Origin of the sequence: Denitrobaculum tricleocarpae, assembly GCF_007004665.1 — a bacterium.
Taxonomy (GTDB): Bacteria; Pseudomonadota; Alphaproteobacteria; order Kiloniellales; family Kiloniellaceae; genus Denitrobaculum; species Denitrobaculum tricleocarpae.
In genome coordinates this window covers 459,466-477,115 of the sequence record NZ_ML660052.1, presented here as the reverse complement: position 1 = coordinate 477,115, position 17,650 = coordinate 459,466, and the positions used below count along the sequence as shown (strand labels likewise).

Annotated in this window: 18 protein-coding genes; 10 read left to right on the top strand and 8 right to left on the bottom strand. The window is 60.6% G+C overall.

Features of this window, described 5'->3' with window-relative positions:
* Positions 1 to 21: 21 nt before the first annotated feature.
* The 3 genes from FKG95_RS02145 to FKG95_RS02135 all read right to left on the bottom strand — a co-directional run bounded on the left by FKG95_RS02145 (position 22) and on the right by FKG95_RS02135 (position 2,411).
* The gene (locus FKG95_RS02145) at positions 22 to 582 is read right to left on the bottom strand and encodes an HNH endonuclease (protein WP_142894658.1); all 561 of its coding nucleotides are present in this window, start codon (positions 580 to 582) and stop codon (positions 22 to 24) included.
* Positions 583 to 862: 280 nt separating this feature from the next.
* On the bottom strand, positions 863 to 1,546 hold the full coding sequence (locus FKG95_RS02140) for an alpha/beta hydrolase (RefSeq protein WP_142894657.1): 684 nt from the start codon (positions 1,544 to 1,546) through the stop codon (positions 863 to 865).
* 187 nt (positions 1,547 to 1,733) lie between these two features.
* The gene (locus FKG95_RS02135; RefSeq protein ID WP_142894656.1) at positions 1,734 to 2,411 is read right to left on the bottom strand and encodes a DNA-3-methyladenine glycosylase family protein; all 678 of its coding nucleotides are present in this window, start codon (positions 2,409 to 2,411) and stop codon (positions 1,734 to 1,736) included.
* Positions 2,412 to 2,506: 95 nt separating this feature from the next.
* On the opposite strand from FKG95_RS02135, the gene gluQRS reads away from it, so the two are divergent.
* Entirely contained in the window at positions 2,507 to 3,358 is an 852-nt protein-coding gene (gene gluQRS / locus FKG95_RS02130; RefSeq protein ID WP_142894655.1) for a tRNA glutamyl-Q(34) synthetase GluQRS, read from the top strand.
* A gap of 15 nt (positions 3,359 to 3,373) precedes the next feature.
* Here the strand turns inward: gluQRS and FKG95_RS02125 are convergent, their stop codons facing one another.
* Positions 3,374 to 4,240, bottom strand: a complete 867-nt coding sequence (locus tag FKG95_RS02125; protein WP_142894654.1) for a DUF4743 domain-containing protein — start codon at positions 4,238 to 4,240, stop codon at positions 3,374 to 3,376.
* 71 nt (positions 4,241 to 4,311) lie between these two features.
* Positions 4,312 to 4,641 (bottom strand): hypothetical protein, encoded by a 330-nt coding sequence (locus FKG95_RS02120; RefSeq protein WP_179953888.1) that lies wholly within the window; start codon positions 4,639 to 4,641, stop codon positions 4,312 to 4,314.
* Between the two features lie 289 nt (positions 4,642 to 4,930).
* On the opposite strand from FKG95_RS02120, the gene FKG95_RS02115 reads away from it, so the two are divergent.
* Together FKG95_RS02115 and FKG95_RS02110 are read left to right on the top strand one after the other, a co-directional pair.
* Positions 4,931 to 5,518 (top strand): YceI family protein, encoded by a 588-nt coding sequence (locus FKG95_RS02115; RefSeq protein ID WP_142894653.1) that lies wholly within the window; start codon positions 4,931 to 4,933, stop codon positions 5,516 to 5,518.
* 12 nt (positions 5,519 to 5,530) lie between these two features.
* On the top strand, positions 5,531 to 6,073 hold the full coding sequence (locus FKG95_RS02110) for a cytochrome b (RefSeq protein ID WP_142894652.1): 543 nt from the start codon (positions 5,531 to 5,533) through the stop codon (positions 6,071 to 6,073).
* A gap of 105 nt (positions 6,074 to 6,178) precedes the next feature.
* On the opposite strand, the gene FKG95_RS02105 is transcribed toward FKG95_RS02110, so the two are convergent.
* Positions 6,179 to 8,296 (bottom strand): protein meaA, encoded by a 2,118-nt coding sequence (locus tag FKG95_RS02105; protein ID WP_142894651.1) that lies wholly within the window; start codon positions 8,294 to 8,296, stop codon positions 6,179 to 6,181.
* 506 nt (positions 8,297 to 8,802) lie between these two features.
* Here FKG95_RS02105 and ccrA point away from each other — a divergent pair.
* From ccrA to FKG95_RS02070, 7 genes are all read left to right on the top strand, one after another.
* Positions 8,803 to 10,086, top strand: a complete 1,284-nt coding sequence (gene ccrA, locus FKG95_RS02100; protein WP_142894650.1) for a crotonyl-CoA carboxylase/reductase — start codon at positions 8,803 to 8,805, stop codon at positions 10,084 to 10,086.
* A gap of 233 nt (positions 10,087 to 10,319) precedes the next feature.
* Positions 10,320 to 12,020: an acyl-CoA dehydrogenase family protein gene (locus tag FKG95_RS02095; protein ID WP_142894649.1), complete on the top strand. Its 1,701-nt coding sequence runs from the start codon at positions 10,320 to 10,322 to the stop codon at positions 12,018 to 12,020.
* 106 nt (positions 12,021 to 12,126) lie between these two features.
* Positions 12,127 to 12,324, top strand: a complete 198-nt coding sequence (locus FKG95_RS02090; RefSeq protein ID WP_142894648.1) for a twin transmembrane helix small protein — start codon at positions 12,127 to 12,129, stop codon at positions 12,322 to 12,324.
* Positions 12,325 to 12,401: 77 nt separating this feature from the next.
* Positions 12,402 to 12,965: a cob(I)yrinic acid a,c-diamide adenosyltransferase gene (locus tag FKG95_RS02085; RefSeq protein ID WP_142894647.1), complete on the top strand. Its 564-nt coding sequence runs from the start codon at positions 12,402 to 12,404 to the stop codon at positions 12,963 to 12,965.
* A 237-nt stretch (positions 12,966 to 13,202) separates the two neighbouring features.
* Complete coding sequence (locus FKG95_RS02080) at positions 13,203 to 13,952, top strand: electron transfer flavoprotein subunit beta/FixA family protein (RefSeq protein ID WP_142894646.1); 750 nt, start codon at positions 13,203 to 13,205, stop codon at positions 13,950 to 13,952.
* Positions 13,952 to 14,899, top strand: a complete 948-nt coding sequence (locus FKG95_RS02075) for an FAD-binding protein (protein ID WP_142894645.1) — start codon at positions 13,952 to 13,954, stop codon at positions 14,897 to 14,899. Before FKG95_RS02080 ends, FKG95_RS02075 begins: the two co-directional genes overlap by 1 nt.
* A 144-nt stretch (positions 14,900 to 15,043) precedes the next feature.
* Positions 15,044 to 15,937: a 3-hydroxybutyryl-CoA dehydrogenase gene (locus FKG95_RS02070; protein WP_142894644.1), complete on the top strand. Its 894-nt coding sequence runs from the start codon at positions 15,044 to 15,046 to the stop codon at positions 15,935 to 15,937.
* A gap of 51 nt (positions 15,938 to 15,988) precedes the next feature.
* Here the strand turns inward: FKG95_RS02070 and FKG95_RS02065 are convergent, their stop codons facing one another.
* Positions 15,989 to 16,924 carry an ornithine cyclodeaminase family protein gene (locus tag FKG95_RS02065; protein ID WP_142894643.1) on the bottom strand — a complete coding sequence of 312 codons (936 nt, stop codon included), beginning with the start codon at positions 16,922 to 16,924 and terminating at the stop codon, positions 15,989 to 15,991.
* A gap of 90 nt (positions 16,925 to 17,014) precedes the next feature.
* Positions 17,015 to 17,617, bottom strand: a complete 603-nt coding sequence (locus FKG95_RS02060) for a TlpA disulfide reductase family protein (protein ID WP_142894642.1) — start codon at positions 17,615 to 17,617, stop codon at positions 17,015 to 17,017.
* Positions 17,618 to 17,650: the final 33 nt, after the last annotated feature.

Genomic DNA, 17,650 nt, shown 5'->3' with positions numbered 1-17,650 from the left:
AGATAACGCCGCCTGACCCGATCAGGACTCCAGTTCGGAATCCCAATAGAGAAAGTCGTTCCAGCTTTCGTGGAGATAGTTGGGTGGAAAAGCGCGACCATTCTGCTGCAGTTCGTAAGTCGTCGGCGCCTCGACCGGACGCATGAGAGTCATGCCGCAGTTGCCGAGCATCTGATTGCCCTTTGCGAGATTACAGTCCTGACAGGCCGTCACCACATTGTCCCAGGTCGTGCGGCCGCCGCGCGAACGGGGAATGACGTGATCAAAGGTCAGTTCTTCCGACGGCAGATGGTCGCCACAATACTGGCAGAGAAACCCATCGCGCAGAAACACGTTGAAGCGAGTGAAGGCAGGCCTCCGGTCGAGATGGACATATTCCTTGAGGGAAATCACGCTTGGCAGCCTCATCTCGAAAGTTGGTGAGCGCACAGTGTGCTCATATTCCGAGATGATGTTGACGCGCCCCAGGAATGCGGCCTTGACCGAATCCTGCCACGACCAAAGAGACAAGGGAAAATAGCTCAACGGGCGAAAATCCGCATTGAGCACCAATGCCGGAAAAGCATTAGCTGTACTACCCACGCTGTGCACCTCCTTCTGTACTACTACATAGTGTGCATTCGCGTTTACTCGCCGGAAATCCGACGACGCTCTACTTCTTGATAGCGGACCTGCAGAGGATACACAACATATTGTGGTCAAAGCGTAAAGATCTTCACCGTCTTGTCATACGGCAAGACGTCGCAGGCCGGGCGCATTGATTCGGGGTCGAACCGCTGCTGCGTTCCAACTTCTTTAATTTCAGAGACTTAGGTCTCATTCTATTTTGAAAAAAGCCACGTCGTGCGGGACGGTCTTAAAGCTAGGATTCGCCCTCGTCGCCGGCCAATGCAAAGGTTTCCATGAGGAAACCGATCCCCATACGCAACCCGTTTTCATCGATACCATGGGCAAGACCGGGTATCATTTGGGAGTACACAGTCAAACCGTGACCCATAAGTGCCTTTTCAGCGGCGCCTAGGGCCTGCGGCGGCACAACGTCGTCATCTTCGCCGTGGATCAGCAAAACCCGCGGCTCGGACTTCAACTCGTCGTCAAGATATCCCGGGGCTATCAGCGCGCCGGAATAGCCGATAACCGCCGCACAGCTATTGGGGCGCCTCGTGGCCACATGCAGCGCCATCATGGTGCCTTGTGAAAACCCGAGAAGCACCAGCTTGTCATCCGTCAGACCGTGATTCTTGAGCTCTTCATCGAGAAAGTCGTCGAGGATCGGTGCGGCCGCGCGTACGCCAGACAGTATCTTTTCGGGATCCCGGTCCGCGAGGCTGAACCACTGATGACCCATGGGCGCCATATCACAGGGTTCCGGAGCATTTGGCGCAACGAAGGCCGCACTGGGAAAAGCCTGCGCCAGGATCGGCGCCAATCCAAAGAGGTCGTTCCCGTCGGCCCCAAGGCCGTGCAGCATAACGACCAGATACTCAGCCGCACCGCCTGAAGCAGGTGCTGCGCGTGGTCCGTCAAGTTTGTTCGCAACGGCCATTTTGGCGGAATCCTTCGGCAATCCAGTGTTCGTCATAGCCGATTCGGGCCGCGCCGTCACCCTTTCAGGGTTTCGGGGCTTACTTTTGTGACGAATTCAAACGCGTGCTTGCAGCTTTTTGGATTCAATCGGGCCATCAGACACCGCACGGCATGTCATTCGATCCGGCTCGCAGGCCGGGGCGCCCTCAAAACCCGCCTTCAGGCACTCCGGGATGACGATAGAGATGCCAGAGAAACCTGGCGGCTGCCGTGCGGTAGGGCCGCCAGTCTTCCGCAAGGGCAACCATCACATCCCCCACCGGACGCTCGGAAAGCCCCTTGAGTTTCTGGGCGGCCACCTGGACCGCGAGATCACCGGCAGGCCAGATGTCCGGCCGTTGCAGCGCAAAAAGCAGGTAGACCTCCGCCGTCCAGCGCCCGATGCCCTTCGCCTGCATCAAGGCAGCGGCGGCAGCTTCATCATCCAGTGAAGCAATCGCCTGCAGATCGATCCGGCCGGAGAGAATGTCTTCCGCCAATGCCCGACCATACCGCTGCTTCGGCCGGCTCAGTCCGATCTGCTTTTGGGTTTCATCGTCCAGCGCCAGGAATCCCTCAGCCGTAACCGGCTGCAAGGCAGCATCGAGACGACCGATAATTGCCTGCGCGGCCCGGGCCGACACCTGTTGCGCCGCCATGATCCGGATCAGTCCGGCAAAACCCGGTTCGTGACGCCGCACCGGCGGTAGGCCGCACACCTCATAAGCAATTGCGATGTCGCGGTCCCGTTCCGCGAGCGCTTCCATGGCGGGGCGCAGAGCTTCGTCGGCAGGCGCTACATTCGCCTTTGCCTCTTGATCCTGGCTGGTTTCCTTCTGGCTCATGACTGGACATTATCCAAGATCTCCTGGAAAGTCCGCCCCGGATTTATCCGCCCCAAAGATTTCGACAGACCCCAGCAAAGCGACGCGCAACCCCAATGACTGCCCGCACGGAAACCACCCGCTTCGCCCCCTCACCCAGTGGTCACCTCCATCTCGGCCACGCTTTCTCAGGGCTTTTTTCGGAGCTGGCGGCCCGACAAAGCGGTGGACGCTTTTTGCTGCGAATCGAGGATATCGACACCACGCGGTGCCGCCCCCTGTTCACCCAGGAGATGATCGAAGACCTGACATGGCTGGGCCTTCGATGGGATGCTCCGCCTCTGGCGCAGTCCACACGCAACGAAGCTTACAGGCAGGCGCTTGACCGTCTCTCCGGCATGGGTTTGCTCTATCCCTGTTTCTGCACACGCGCTGACATCAAGGCGGAAATTGAAAGCGCGGCAGCGGCACCTCATGGTCCCGACGGACCGCTTTATCCCGGTCTTTGCCGAAGGCTCTCGCCCGGTGAACGAGAGGACAGAGAGGCAGCGAACATACCTTATGCTCTAAGGCTCGACGTGCAGAAGGCGCGGAACCTCGCCGGACCACTGAGCTGGCAGGATCGGGGCAAGGGCGAGATGATCGCGCAGCCCGAGATCTTCGGCGATGTTGTGCTGGCGCGAAAGGATATCGGCACCAGCTATCATCTCGCGGTCACCCTGGACGACGCCTTCCAGAAAATCACCCTGGTGACCCGCGGCGAAGATCTCTTCCAGGCGACCCACGTCCACCGTCTATTGCAGGCGCTCCTCGAACTTCCGGTTCCACAGTGGCATCATCACGGCCTGATTGAGGACGAACAGGGACAACGTCTCGCCAAGCGTCACGGCGCACTGGCGCTGCGCCAACTGCGGCTGCAAGGCAAGTCCGCGCAGGAGGTGCGGGCCATGGCGGGCTGGGAAGATTGACGGCGCAAGGCCCAATCACTCAGCTTTTCTGGCCTGGCCCCGACTCAAGCCCTCGACGATCTCCTGATAATCAGGATCGTCCGGGCCGAGATATCCGTGACGGATTAGGAAATCGATGATGACGAGATTGACGTTAAACTTGAAGTCTTCGGTCTCGCGGACGCGCTCGATGACCTGCTCGATCGACCAGAGATAGAAGTCCTCGACCTCGCCATCCGTGTTGCGCGGGGTGAAGTCGGCGGGCAATTCAAGGTCAAAACAAAACGCCACGTCGTCGCGCAAACCATCCGTCCACTCGCAGAGGTACGAGACCGCGCCGGCCGGCCTGGCACGCTCGGCAAGAGAGCGCGGAATATCGGCCTCCTCCGCGCACTCCTTGATCAGGTTTTCCCTGATGCTCAGACCGTGGGGCTGGCCGCCCGCAACGATGTGATCGAGTTTGCCCGGTGCCGAGGGCTTGTTCAGGGCGCGGCGGCCGATCCACATCAGAGGCTGGCCATCGCGCTCTGTAATCCCGTTGACATGGACACCGAAGCTCCTGATCCCGAGGGGCGCGGCAGCGCACCTGTCGATGGCCATCACCGGCGCGTCGCCCCAGCGCCGTACCACCGGAAAGTCTTCACCGCGCCATTTGGGCAGATCACCGCTCTCGGTTAAGCGCATTACGGTCTCGGCAACCGCTTCGCTGCGGCCGGCAAAATCCCGCAGGCCGGCTGACAGCGTGACCTGCCCCGGCTCGACCGTGAAGACCGCCGGAAAGTCCGACAAGCGGCCCGCCAAGGCAGCCGATATGTAGCCATAGGAAATCCCATCGATGAGAAAAGGACGATAAGCCGCCGGATCCCAGCGATGACAGGTTCTGATTCGCTCAAGCAGACTCACGCCTGGTCCTCTCGGTCACTCAATTTCCCCCTAACCTATTGAAAGAGAAGTTGAATTGAAAGGACACTCGGTCAGAATACCGGCTTCTCCGACGTCAGGACGGTCTCGACCCCGTAAACCTGCCGCAAACAACGCGCAACGTAGTCGGCGGTGAGGCTATCCAGCCCCACGACCTGGAGGTCGATCGAGAGGTCGCGGTTCGAAGGCCCCATCACATCGCTATGCCAGCGGCTGGGCACCAGATTGCGTTTGGCAAAGAGCTCCAGAACCCTGGGCATGACGCCCGGCTCGGCAGCAGCGTGGATCGAGAAGCAGTGAACGGCTTTGCGGGGGGCGGGTGTAGAGCGTCCGGCGGGGCCGGGATAGGTATCAGCTGTCGAATGTACAGGCTGTGCAGACATCACAGTCGTCCTCAAAGATTGAATCGCGAATAACGAAAGGTCCCGGTCGCCCTATCGGCGCCGGGTCGCTAATTCGAATTGCGAAACCCTTGAGGTTGTGACTTGTCATAACTCGTCACCCTAACCGCAGCCGGACCGAAGGGTCAAGGCTCCAAAGACGGCACGAACGCCCGGAACGTGCAAAGACAGGCGAACGCCCGTTCGATCACAAAGCTGTTACTTGTTCGCAACCGCAGCTGCGACAGATTCAATCCTATCTTTTTTTTGTACAAACAATAAGGAAGCCACGATGAAGTCTCAGCCGCTCAAAACCCTGACCGGGTTCTCGCTCGCCTCCGCTTTTCTTGTGGCCGCTGCCTTGCCCGCAGGCGCAGCCGAATACAAGATCGATCCAACCCACTCCTTCATCGAATTCAAGACGAAACATCTGGGCATGAGCTGGCTGTCCGGCCGCTTCAATACGATTGATGGCACCATGTTCTACGACCCGGCGGCAGGCGCCGCCGCCCAGAAAGTCGAGCTTACCATCGACACCGCCAGCCTGGACACCAACCACGCGGAACGCGATAAGCACTTGCGCAGCGCCGACTTCTTCGACGTTGAGAAGCACCCGACCGCAACCTTTGTCAGCACGGGTTACGACGGCGACGAAAACGGCGGAACGCTCTCCGGCGATCTGACCCTGCTGGGTGTGACCAAACCCATCTCGTTTGAGATCACCAAACTCGGTGAAGGCGACGACCCCTGGGGTGGCTACCGCGCCGGCTTCGAGGGCAGCTACACCCTGGCCCGCAAGGACTTCGGCATGGGCTACAACCTTGGTCCGGCAGCAGAAAACGTCGTGGTTGACCTGATGATTGAAGCGATCAAACAGTAGAAAGCTGCCGCTTTGGCACTGCGCAATACCGCCACGGGCTATGGGCTGGTGAGCAAACTGCTTCACTGGCTCATAGCCGGATGCATCCTGGGCTTAACCGGCCTTGGCTGGTGGATGGTCGGTCTCAGCTACTATGACAGTTGGTACAACCGGGGGCTCGAACTGCATCGCGCTATCGGTATGATCGCGCTGTTGCTGGCGAGCCTCTTCCTGGTCTGGAAACTGATCTCGCGGTCGCCCGGATTACAGAGCGAACTGGCGCCCTGGGAGAAACTCGGTGCCCGCGCGGCGCACGGCATTCTCTTGCTGGCGATGTTCGCCATTCCCGTCACCGGCTACGCGATCTCGACCTCTGCGGGCAGCGGCTTCACCTTCTTCGGGCTCTTCGAGGTCCCGGCCCTTCTGAGCATATCGGACGCCGCCCGGGATCTTGCCATCGAACTGCACTACTACATCGCCTATGGCCTGTTAGGCGTCGTAGCCGTGCATGCCGGGGCGGCCATCAAGCATCAGTTCATCGACAAACACGGCACATTGAGGCGCATGCTGTTCTAAAACGGCTGTTTCAGGCCCGCCAGTGAGAAAAACACTTTCCACCTGCGGAAACAATTACAAGCAGATTTGCCCAAACGTTTCCGGAAACCACTGCCGCCTTCGAGGCTACGCCGCTTCTCGCGTGGTGCGCTCGACGATATCGAGGATGTCCGACAGGATCGCGGTCAGATCAAAATCCTTGGGTGTGTAGACCGCCGCAACGCCGGCCGCTTTCAGGGTCGCCTCGTCTTCGGGCGGAATGATTCCGCCGGCCACGACCGGCACGTCGTTCAAACCGGATGCGGTCATGCCTTTCATGACTCCCGTGACCAGCGGAACATGCGATCCCGAGAGGATCGACAAACCGACCACATGGACACCCTCTTCCAGCGCCGCATTCACGATCTGCGCGGGTGTGAGCCGGATTCCTTCGTACACCACCTCAAAACCGGCATCGCGGGCGCGAACGGCGATCTGCTCGGCGCCATTCGAATGGCCATCGAGCCCCGGCTTACCGACCAGCATCTTGACGCGCCGGCCAAGACGGTCGGAGAGTTCCGATACGCGCTCGCGCAATCCCTCCAGACTGTCACCGCCCTGAACCGCCACGGCCCGGCCAACACCCGTCGGGGCGCGGTATTCGCCGAAGACTTCGCGCAAGGCCGCCGACCACTCACCGGTCGTCACACCCGCGTGGGCGCAGGCAATGGAAGGTTCCATAATGTTGCTGCCGTCACGCGCGGCCTGCTTCAAGGCGGAAAGGCTTAACGCCACCGCGGCGGCGTCGCGGGCGGCCCGCCATTCCTGAAGGCGGGCAATCTGCCCGGCTTCCGCATCTGGGTCGCTGACCATATAGCCGCCGTCGCCGCCTTCGGTCAGGGGCGAAGGCTCGGATTCGGTATAGCGGTTCACGCCGATCACTGCCTGCTCGCCGCTTTCAATGGCGTTGAAGCGCGCCGTCGCGCTCTCGACCAGGCGCTCCTTCATGTAGGAGCTGTCGACCGCGGCTACGGCCCCGCCCATCTCCTCGATCCGCTCCAGCTCTTCCCTGGCTTCCGCCATCAGGGCTGCGACCTTATCCTCGACCACTGTCGAGCCGTTGAAGAGATCCTCGTACTCCAAGAGATCCGTCTCGAAGGCCACTATCTGCTGCAGCCGAAGGGACCACTGCTGATCCCACGGACGCGGCAACCCCAGCGCCTCGTTCCAGGCCGGAAGCTGCACTGCCCGGGCTCGTGCGTCCTTTGAGAGCACCACCGCCAGCATTTCGATGAGAATCCGATAGACGTTGTTCTCCGGCTGCTGCTCGGTCAAACCCAAGGAGTTAACCTGGACCCCATAACGGAAACGGCGGTACTTCTCTTCTTCGACGCCGTAGCGCGTGCGGCAAATCTCGTCCCAGAGCCGCGTGAAAGCGCGCATTTTACAGAGTTCGGTCACAAAACGAACTCCGGCATTTACGAAAAAGCTGATCCGGCCCACGACTTTCGGAAAATCCTCCGGCGGGACCTGGCCGGATGCCTTCACCGCATCCAGTACCGCGATCGCCGTAGCCAGCGCGAAGGCCAACTCCTGAACCGGTGTCGCCCCTGCTTCCTGCAGGTGGTAGGAGCAGACATTCATGGGGTTCCAGCGCGGAGAGTCTTTGTAGGTGTAGGCGATTACATCGGTGATCAGCTTCATCGAGGGCTTTGGCGGGAAGATATAGGTGCCGCGCGAGAGGTATTCCTTGATCAGATCGTTTTGCGTGGTTCCGGAAAGATCCGCCCGGGCCACGCCCTGGGTCTCGGCGCAGGCCGTATAGAGCGCGAGCAGCCAGGGCGCCGTCGCATTGATGGTCATGGAGGTGTTCATGCGGTCCAGAGGGATCTCGGCGAAGAGCGTCTGCATGTCCCCGAGATGAGAGATCGGAACGCCAACCTTACCGACCTCGCCGCGCGCGAGCTCATGGTCGGAATCGTATCCGGTCTGGGTCGGCAGATCGAAGGCCACAGACAGACCGGTCTGCCCCCGCGCAAGATTCTTGCGGTAGAGCGCATTCGAAGCGGCGGCTGTCGAATGTCCCGCATAGGTCCGAAACAGCCAGGGACGGTCTCGTTCGCCCTGAATACTGCCGCCCTGAGCATTGCCGCTCTGAGGACTGCCGCTGTGTGCGTTGCCGTGCGCAGGCGATGCGTCCGGAGCTGAGGAAGAGGGCTTTGCTGCACCTGCTGCCTGTGCGGGACCGGGGCGTTTCTCAGTCATACTCTCAACTCCAGCTGCATTATCATCAGTCTATTTTAACATAGTTAACGACAGAAAATTTCATTAATCATACTAAATTCGTAAAAATAAAATATTTTGTGCATTGCAAAAGACAGAAACTGGCGATAAATGTCAAGGGTATCTGGTGGCCTTTGGCGAGAATCCGTGGCAAAATCCACATTCACGTATCGCGCCGCCGAAATGAACTGCGAAACCGCCGTCCCGGCAGGCCATGTTAGCGCAAGGCGGGCAAGACGTGAAATCCAGAGCGGGACGTGCAGAACAGCGATGACAGGGGCCGCCGAAGATCAGGCGTGCCGCATGATCGCAAACGATGAGGTAGATGAACACGACACCGGAGCACTCCGGTCCGGATAGCACTGCGGGACACATCGGCCGATGCAGACGATCTTCAGGCCCTGACGGATCGTTCAAATCAGGTTTGGAACCGATGTCACCGCAGCACTTTGGACAGAGAGCCTCCGAGCCACTTGGGAGAGAGAGCCATGACCGACAGCGCAGAAGTAATGCAAGTGAAGCCCGGACAGGAGATGAAAGATCTCTACGAGGTCGGCGAGATTCCGCCGCTCGGTCATGTCCCCAAACAGATGTACGCCTGGACGATCCGCCGCGAGCGCCATGGTAACCCGGAAGAAGCCATGCAGGTCGAGGTCGTCGATGTTCCCGAACTCGACAGCCACGAAGTGCTGATCATGGTGATGGCGGCCGGTGTGAACTACAACGGCGTCTGGGCCGGCCTCGGCATTCCGATCTCCGTCTTTGACGTGCACAAATCCGATTATCACATCGCCGGCTCCGATGCGTCCGGCATCGTCTGGGCCGTTGGTTCCAAGGTCACACGCTGGAAGGTCGGCGATGAGGTGGTCGTCCACTGTAACCAGGATGACGGCGACGACGAGGAATGCAACGGCGGCGATCCCATGTACTCGCCCACGCAACGGATCTGGGGTTACGAGACGCCGGACGGCTCCTTCGCGCAGTTCTGTGCGGTTCAGTCCCAGCAGGTCATGGCCCGTCCCAAGCATCTGACCTGGGAAGAAAGCGGCTGCTACGTCCTGACCCTGGCAACGGCTTACCGTATGCTCTTCGGCCATCGCCCCCACATTCTGCGTCCGGGCCACAATGTCCTGGTCTGGGGTGCTTCGGGTGGTCTGGGCTCCATGGCGATCCAGCTGATCGCCGCGGCGGGCGCCAATGCCATCGGCATTATCTCGGATGAGAGCAAGCGCGACTTCGTACTGTCCCTGGGCGCCCGTGGTGTGATCAACCGGAAGGATTTCGATTGCTGGGGCCGGCTGCCGGAAGTCGGCGATCAGGCCGCCTACGCCGCCTACATGAAGGAATGCCGCAAGTTCGGTAAGGCGATCTGGGAGATCACCGGCAAGGGCAACGATGTCGACTTCGTGTTTGAGCATCCGGGCGAGCAGACCTTCCCGGTCAGCTGCTTCGTGGTCAAGCGCGGCGGCATGGTGGTATTCTGCGCCGGCACCACCGGCTTCAACATCACCTTTGACGCCCGTTTCGTCTGGATGCGCCAGAAGCGTATTCAGGGCAGCCACTTCGCCAATCTGAAGCAGTCATCCCAGTCCAATAAGCTGATGATTGAACGGCGGATCGATCCCTGCATGTCGGAGGTTTTCTCCTGGCATGATATCCCCCGGGCCCATACCAAGATGATGAACAACCAGCATAAACCGGGTAACATGGCAGTCTTGGTCCAGGCCAGGCGTCCCGGTGCGCGGACCCTGGAAGACGCCGTCGAAGATTGAGCAAACGCCAGCGCCGCGCAGAGGTTTTCCTTTGCGCGGCGCGGCGTGAAACGACGGAATCAGACACCCGGGACCGAATCAGACACCCGGACTGTGGGGCTGGTCATTTGAGTGACCAGCTATCAGTTTATGTCTCCACAACCCGGCATCAGCCGTAAACTCACACCCGCCCCATGGGACGCGCCGCCCCCATTGGACGCACCGAAACGGGAAGCGGGAAAAGGACAGACCTCATGAACCAGACCGCCGCACGGGAATTGCCCCAGACGGAAAGCGTATTTCTTCCGGATCTTCTGACGACTTGCGGCAGCGCCTTGACGGCCGCGGAGACCCTTCGGGAACAGGCCCGCGCATCGGTTGCGTCCATGGTCATGGGTCCAAACGGCAAACCGGATCCGGTCCTGCTGGAGCGTGAGCAGTTCGCGGTCCACGGCTTTGCCTGGCTCTGCACCTATGCCGCAGCTCTACGCGAAATGCTGAGCTGGGCCGAGCGCCTGGAAGCCGAGGGGGCGCTGAGGGATCTGGAAACGCTGATGCTTCAGGCCGCCTTTGGTGAGTATTTGAGCCAGATCCGCGGCGGCATCGCGCTGAGCCAGGTCGAGATTCTGCGTCTGGCCGACATGGGCCTGGAACCCCAAGCCGAGCGGGATTTTGAAACCGCAAGCGTGCGCACCCTGATTTCAGGCGGTAACACGGCCGCGGTCCGTCAGCAGCTTGCCCTTATGATGAGCGAGGGCGGTACCGGCGGCGATTACGGAAATCCTGCCCTGGGCGACGAAACCCTGGATATGATCCGCGACCAGTTTCACAAGTTCGCCGACGATCATATGGAAGAGGCCCACGAGTGGCACCTGAAGGACGAACTCATTCCCCTGGACGTGGTGAACCAGCTCGCGGAACTCGGCGTCTTCGGCCTGACCGTTCCGGAGGAATTCGGCGGCCTGGGCCTGGGCAAGCTTTCCATGTGCGTTGTGACCGAAGAGCTCTCGCGCGGCTACATCGGTCTCGGTTCGCTCGGCACCCGCTCGGAGATCGCCGCGGAACTGATCCGTCTCGGCGGCACCGAAGACCAGAAGAACAAGTGGCTGCCCGCGATTGCGTCGGGCGAGATCCTGCCCACGGCGGTCTTTACCGAGCCCAACACGGGCTCGGATCTGGGCTCGCTCCGGACGCGGGCGGTGCGCGACGGCGAGATTTACCGCATCAAAGGTAACAAGACCTGGATTACCCACGCAGCGCGCAGTGACATCATGACCCTGCTGGCCCGAACCAATCCGGATGAGAAGGGCTATAAGGGCCTTTCCATGTTTATTGCCGAGAAACCGCGCGGCGACGACGCCAATCCCTTCCCCGCGCCCGGTATGACCGGCGGGGAGATCAAGGTCCTGGGCTATCGCGGCATGAAGGAATACGAGCTCGGGTTCGACGACTTCGAGGTCAAGGCGGAGAATCTGCTCGGCGGCGCAGAGGGCGAGGGCTTCAAGCAGCTCATGGCAACTTTTGAGTCGGCACGAATTCAAACCGCCGCCCGCGCGGTCGGCGTTGCCCAGTGTGCACTGGAACTCGGCATGGCCTACGCCAGGGACCGTGCGCAGTTCGGCAAAGCGATCTACGAATTCCCGCGGGTGTCCGGCAAGCTGGCCTGGATGTCCGTGGAGACCATGATCGCCCGGCAGCTGACCTATGCCTCGGCACGCGAGAAGGATTCCGACCGGCGGTGCGATATCGAGGCCGGCATGGCCAAGCTACTGGGCGCGCGTGTTGCCTGGTCGAACGCCGACAATGCGCTGCAGATCCACGGCGGCAACGGCTATGCGGAGGAGTACAAGATCAGCCGGGTGCTTTGTGATGCCCGCATCCTCAACATCTTCGAGGGCGCAGCGGAAATTCAGGCCCAGGTGGTCGCCCGCGGCCTTCTGGCGGGCCGGAACTAGTTCCAACGCCCGGCTCCAGAGCAGCTGACAGGCCAGGAAACGCCGCCGGACTGAATTTTTTCGCGACACTCTGGTCGAGTGCAGTGGCACGGGATATATCTAGGCCATGTCTACATTCTTCAACATCATGATGGTGCTCGCGCTGCTTGCGGTGCTCGGCGCTTTGGGCGGAGGCCTCTACTCCATGGCCCGGGGTGGCGAATACAACAAGAAGAACGCCAATAGATTCATGCGTTGGCGGGTCATCCTGCAAGCCGTTGCACTCGTTATCCTGGCCGTCGGCATTTACGCGACCCGGAAGTAACGCTGTAAGTTCAGCGCAATCAGCAAGGAAAACAGGGCTTTGGCTTTGAAACGCGAGCCCTACTCGGGAGTCTTTTTGTGGTTCAACTGACGCGTATCTATACCAAAGGCGGCGACAAGGGTAAGACCTCGCTGAGCAGCGGCACCCGTGTTCACAAGCATGATCCGCGGGTGGCTGCTTACGGCACGGTCGATGAGACCAACGCGACGGTCGGGATGGTGCGTCTGCATACCGAGGGGGAAGTCGATCAGCTGCTGTCGCGGGTCCAGAACGATCTCTTCGACCTGGGGGCTGACCTGGCGACGCCGGAGGTCGAAAACCCGGAATGCCCGCCGCTGCGCATCACCGAAGCTCAGGTCGAGCGGCTGGAGCAGGAAATCGACCGCATCAATGCCAATCTGGCGCCCCTGAAATCCTTTATTCTGCCCGGCGGCTCCCCGGCGGCGGCACACCTGCATCTGGCGCGCACGGTCTCGCGCCGCGCCGAGCGGGAAATCACCGCCCTGGCCGAAAACGACAGCGTCAATCCGGAGGCAATCCGCTACATCAACCGCCTCTCGGATCTGTTGTTTGTGCTTTGCCGGCACGTGAATGACGACGGCGCAACCGACGTACTTTGGGTTCCGGGCGCAAATCGATAACAAGAGGTCGCAAAAGAGGCCGAATTTGCACTGCGGAGAGCCCCGGTGGATGCTTGGAAAATCTAGGCGGGACCTGATGTTTTCCGGTCGTTGACAGCCATGGAGGGGACACTTAATGTGCAGCCGCACAAAAAGCCGGGATGCTGGAAAAATAAGCACAGCAGCCTTTTGGGAGAGCACGGAATTCAGCGTGAAATCCCCGGCACTGGATCAACAACATACGACCGTGAGTGATCAATGAAGGTTCTTGTTCCGATTAAACGCGTTATCGACGCGAACGTTAAGGTCCGCGTCAAAGCGGATGAGAGCGGTGTTGAATTGACGAACGTCAAAATGGCGATGAATCCATTTTGCGAAATTGCGGTCGAAGAAGCGGTTCGCCTGAAAGAGGCCGGAACCGCGTCCGAGGTCATCGTCGTTGCCGCTGGCATCGCTCAGTCTCAGGAAACTCTGCGCACCGGCCTGGCCATGGGCGCCGACCGGGCGATCCTGATCCAGACCGACACTCCACTGGAACCACTGGCCGTCGCCAAGCTCTTGAAGGCGGTTGTCGACAAGGAAGAACCCGGATTGCTGCTGCTCGGCAAACAGGCAATCGACGGCGACAACAACCAGACCGCCCAGATGGTCTCGGCACTGCTGGGCTGGTCCCAGGCCACTTTCGCCTCGAAAGTGGCTGTCGACGGCGACAAGCTGAACGTCACCCGTGAGGTCGACGGCGGTCTTGAGAACGTCAATCTCAACATGCCGGCTGTGGTCAGCGTCGATCTGCGCCTCAACGAGCCGCGCTACGCATCGCTGCCGAACATCATGAAGGCCAAGAAGAAACCGCTTGAGACCGTCACGCCGGAAGATCTGGGCGTCGACGTGACCCCGAGGGTCGAGACGGTCAAGGTCAGCGAGCCCCCTGCACGCCAGGCCGGTGTGAAGGTTGCGAGCGTCGCTGAGCTGGTGGAGAAACTCAAGAACGAAGCGAAGGTAATCTGATGAGCATTCTGGTTGTAGCAGAGCACGATAACGCCGCTCTGAAGCCTGCCGTCCTGAACGCCGTGACGGCGGCTGTCGAACTTGCCGGACATGCCGGCGGTGACGTCCATCTGCTTGTCGCCGGCGAAGGTTCCGGCGCCGTCGCCGAGGAAGCCGCCAAGGTCGCCGGTGTCGCCAAGGTCCTGCACGCGGACGGCGCCGCATACGCGCATGGTCTCGCGGAAAACCTCGCCCCCTTGATCGTGAAGCTGGCATCCGGCTACAGCCACGTCATTGCCGCAGCCACGAGCTTCGGCAAGAACGTGATGCCCCGCGCCGCGGCCCTGCTGGACGTTCAGCAGGTCTCCGACATCTCCGCCATCGAGTCCGCCGACACCTTTATCCGTCCGATCTACGCGGGTAACGCCATGGCGACCGTGCGCTCCACCGACTCGGTCAAACTGATCACCATCCGTGGCACGGCCTTCGACGCCGCAGCAGCGGAAGGCGGATCGGCTGCCGTCGAGAGCACCGATGGAGCCGGTGACACGGGCCTGTCGCGTTTCATGGGCCAGGAGCTGACCAAGTCCGAGCGTCCGGAACTGACCACGGCGGGGATCGTTATCTCCGGTGGACGCGGCATGCAAAGCGGCGACAACTTCGCCATGCTCGAAAAGGTCGCCGACAAGCTGGGCGCCGCCATCGGTGCCTCGCGCGCCGCAGTCGACGCCGGCTTCGTGCCGAACGATTACCAGGTCGGCCAGACCGGCAAGGTGGTCGCGCCCGACCTCTACCTGGCGATCGGTATCTCCGGCGCGATCCAGCATCTTGCGGGCATGAAAGACTCCAAGATCATCGTCGCCATTAACAAGGACGAAGAGGCACCGATCTTCCAGGTCGCCGACTATGGCCTGGTTGCCGACCTCTTCCAGGCTGTGCCGGAACTTGAAGCAGCCCTTGACGGCTAACGCCTCGGGACTAGAGTTGCGGGTGTCAGCCCTGGTTTTCGAACTGGAGCCGACACCCGTACAAACCCGCGACGCAAGGCGTTAGCACTGGACGCGATCCCCATCGGACCCCGTACGACTGAAATAGAAAAACCGGACCCGCTCATGGCAGAAGCAGACATAACGGACATTAAGTCCATCGGCGTTTTAGGCGCCGGACAGATGGGCGCAGGTATTGCCCAGGTCTTTTCCCTGGCGGGATACGACGTCAAGCTGACGGATATCAGCGAAGAGACGCTCGCGGAGTCGCTGAAGACCATCGAACATCACATGAAGCGCCAGGTCGCAAAAGGCCGGGTGAATCCGGATGATGTATCGTCAGCTTTAGCCCGGATCGAAACCGGGACCAGTTACAGCCTCTTCAGGGACTGCGACGTGGTCATCGAGGCCGCGACCGAGAACGAAGAGCTCAAGCGCGAGATCTTCAAGGAACTCTGCCCGGCGTTGAAGGCCGACGCCATTCTCTGCTCCAACACCTCTTCAATCTCCATTACGCGGCTGGCCTCCGTCACCGACCGCCCGGCAAAGTTCATGGGCATGCACTTCATGAATCCGGTGCCCGTGATGCAGCTGGTGGAGCTGATTCGCGGCATTGCGACGGAAGAAAGCACCTTCGACACGATCCGGACCCTCACGCAGGCGCTGGGCAAAACGACCGCCTCGGCAGAAGACTTCCCGGCCTTCATCGTCAATCGTGTGCTGCTGCCGATGATCAACGAAGCGGTGTACACCCTCTACGAGGGCGTCGGGTCCGTCGACGCCATCGACACGGCGATGCGTCTCGGGGCAAACCACCCGATGGGTCCGCTGGAGCTGGCCGATTTTATCGGTCTGGATACCTGCCTCGCCATTATGTCGGTGCTTTACGAGGGGCTCGCGGATACCAAATACCGCCCCTGCCCGCTTCTGGTGAAGTACGTGGAAGCCGGCTGGGTCGGCCAGAAGGCAGGCCGCGGTTTCTACGATTACTCCGGCGACACCCCGGTCCCGACGCGCTAATTCGGCCTTCCCCGCAGGATCAGCGGGCCGGCAGCGCAGCGGCGCTCCGTCTTACGCCGCGTTGAATTTCTCGTAGATGACCGATCCGGTCATCAGGTCCAGGTGTGCGCCGCCGCCGTTCTTGAAGAGAGTGATTGCATCCTGTCCGCTCCGGCCTTTGCCGCCGTTGCAGAGATCGTAGAAATCACCGCGGACGTCGCCTTCGGTGATAACACCCGCCGCCAGCGGGATTGCGAGCTCACCGATGTCCTCCATCGTGGTCTCGCGGGAGTCGACAAAGACCTCGGCCTTCCGCATGAGCTCATCGTCCGCCTCGCGCATGTCGGGGCGGTAAGCGCCGATCAGATCCACATGAGTCCCCGGCCGGATCCATTCACCTTTCAGGATCGGCGTCTTGGTCATTGTCGCGCAGGAGATAATGTCAGCCGACGCCGCAGCCTCGGAGAGGTCGGTCGCGACTTCGATGGTGAGGCCCTCGTCCGCAAGCTCTCGCGCAAGAGCATCCGCCTTCTCTCGATTGCGGTTCCAGATCGTGACGCCCCCAAGTCCGGGAAAGATTTCACGATAGGCCGACATCAGGGAACGCGCGACCGTACCCGCTCCGACCACCAGCAGACGCCTTGAGTCGGGCCGCGCCAGCAAACGGGCACCCAGAACCGAATCCCCAGCAGTCTTCCATTTGGTGACCAAAACCCCGTCCAACACCGCCTTCACCGCGCCGGTTTCACCGTCGAACAGCAGCATGGCGCCCTGGATCGAGGGCATGGGTGGTGTGCGGTCATTGTTTTCGGGAAAGACCGACATGGACTTCAGCGCCAGGCCCAGCCCCTTGATCCAGGCTCCTCTGTTGAGCAGCGCCCGGTCCCCGTCCCTCAGCAAAAGGTCCCCGACCTGGGCCTTCTCGAAGCGGTGACCGGCTTCCAGCGCATCAGCAATCGCGGTCCAGGTCAGTTTATGATCGATGTCGTCAAAGCCGATGTTCTGCATGCACCTGCACTCATTGAAGTTAGACGGTCTCTGGGAGGAGGAGTCTAATAGCACTTCAAGAGTTGGGTACCCAACGTGATTTTGGCGACTTCAGCCGTCACCCGCAGGGATCGGCTGATCCAGGTAGAATTGCATCAAAGCCTTCGACTCTTCTGAATCCCACTCGGCGGGCCCTTGCAGCATGCCGATGATGCGGTTGCGCCGGTCCACCAGAAGCGTTGTCGGCAGACCCTTGATCTCGAATTCACGCGCTGCGACACCCTTGGGGTCCAGGTAGATGCCCATGGCATCGAGATCGAGATCGTCATAGAAAGGTTGCACCACACCCAGGCCACGCCGGTCCTGAGAAATCGCAATGACCCGGAACCCCTGAGACGCCAGATCGCTGTGTAGCCGGTTAAGCGCCGGCATCTCGGCAACGCAGGGCGCGCACCAGGTGGCCCAGAAATTCACCAGGACGACTTCGCCTTTGAAATCCCGCAGACTCACGGTCTCTTCAGCGCCTCGGGTAAAAGCGGTCGGCGGCGCTGGTATCGGCGGTTCGAAGAAGGTAAAGTTCGCGCCGAAATCGCCTCCGAGGGGCGGTTCGCTGTTCTGCGCGGCGGCAGGCTGGACGGTGGCAATCACCGCAATTCCGAAGAGCACCGCAGCCAAACCGCGGATCGTTGCGCCTATGGCGATGTTTTTATGCATAGCGAATCAGGTCCACCCAGTCACATGACCTCA

Coding starts and splice junctions, on each gene's coding strand:
- FKG95_RS02080 (WP_142894646.1), top strand. CDS start 13,203: ATGAAGGTTCTTGTTCCGATTAAACGCGTTATCGACGCGAACGTTAAG.
- FKG95_RS02095 (WP_142894649.1), top strand. CDS start 10,320: ATGAACCAGACCGCCGCACGGGAATTGCCCCAGACGGAAAGCGTATTT.
- gluQRS (WP_142894655.1), top strand. CDS start 2,507: ATGACTGCCCGCACGGAAACCACCCGCTTCGCCCCCTCACCCAGTGGT.
- FKG95_RS02060 (WP_142894642.1), bottom strand. CDS start 17,617: ATGCATAAAAACATCGCCATAGGCGCAACGATCCGCGGTTTGGCTGCG.
- FKG95_RS02070 (WP_142894644.1), top strand. CDS start 15,044: ATGGCAGAAGCAGACATAACGGACATTAAGTCCATCGGCGTTTTAGGC.
- FKG95_RS02065 (WP_142894643.1), bottom strand. CDS start 16,924: ATGCAGAACATCGGCTTTGACGACATCGATCATAAACTGACCTGGACC.
- FKG95_RS02140 (WP_142894657.1), bottom strand. CDS start 1,546: ATGGCCGTTGCGAACAAACTTGACGGACCACGCGCAGCACCTGCTTCA.
- ccrA (WP_142894650.1), top strand. CDS start 8,803: ATGACCGACAGCGCAGAAGTAATGCAAGTGAAGCCCGGACAGGAGATG.
- FKG95_RS02120 (WP_179953888.1), bottom strand. CDS start 4,641: ATGTCTGCACAGCCTGTACATTCGACAGCTGATACCTATCCCGGCCCC.
- FKG95_RS02075 (WP_142894645.1), top strand. CDS start 13,952: ATGAGCATTCTGGTTGTAGCAGAGCACGATAACGCCGCTCTGAAGCCT.
- FKG95_RS02135 (WP_142894656.1), bottom strand. CDS start 2,411: ATGAGCCAGAAGGAAACCAGCCAGGATCAAGAGGCAAAGGCGAATGTA.
- FKG95_RS02090 (WP_142894648.1), top strand. CDS start 12,127: ATGTCTACATTCTTCAACATCATGATGGTGCTCGCGCTGCTTGCGGTG.
- FKG95_RS02105 (WP_142894651.1), bottom strand. CDS start 8,296: ATGACTGAGAAACGCCCCGGTCCCGCACAGGCAGCAGGTGCAGCAAAG.
- FKG95_RS02115 (WP_142894653.1), top strand. CDS start 4,931: ATGAAGTCTCAGCCGCTCAAAACCCTGACCGGGTTCTCGCTCGCCTCC.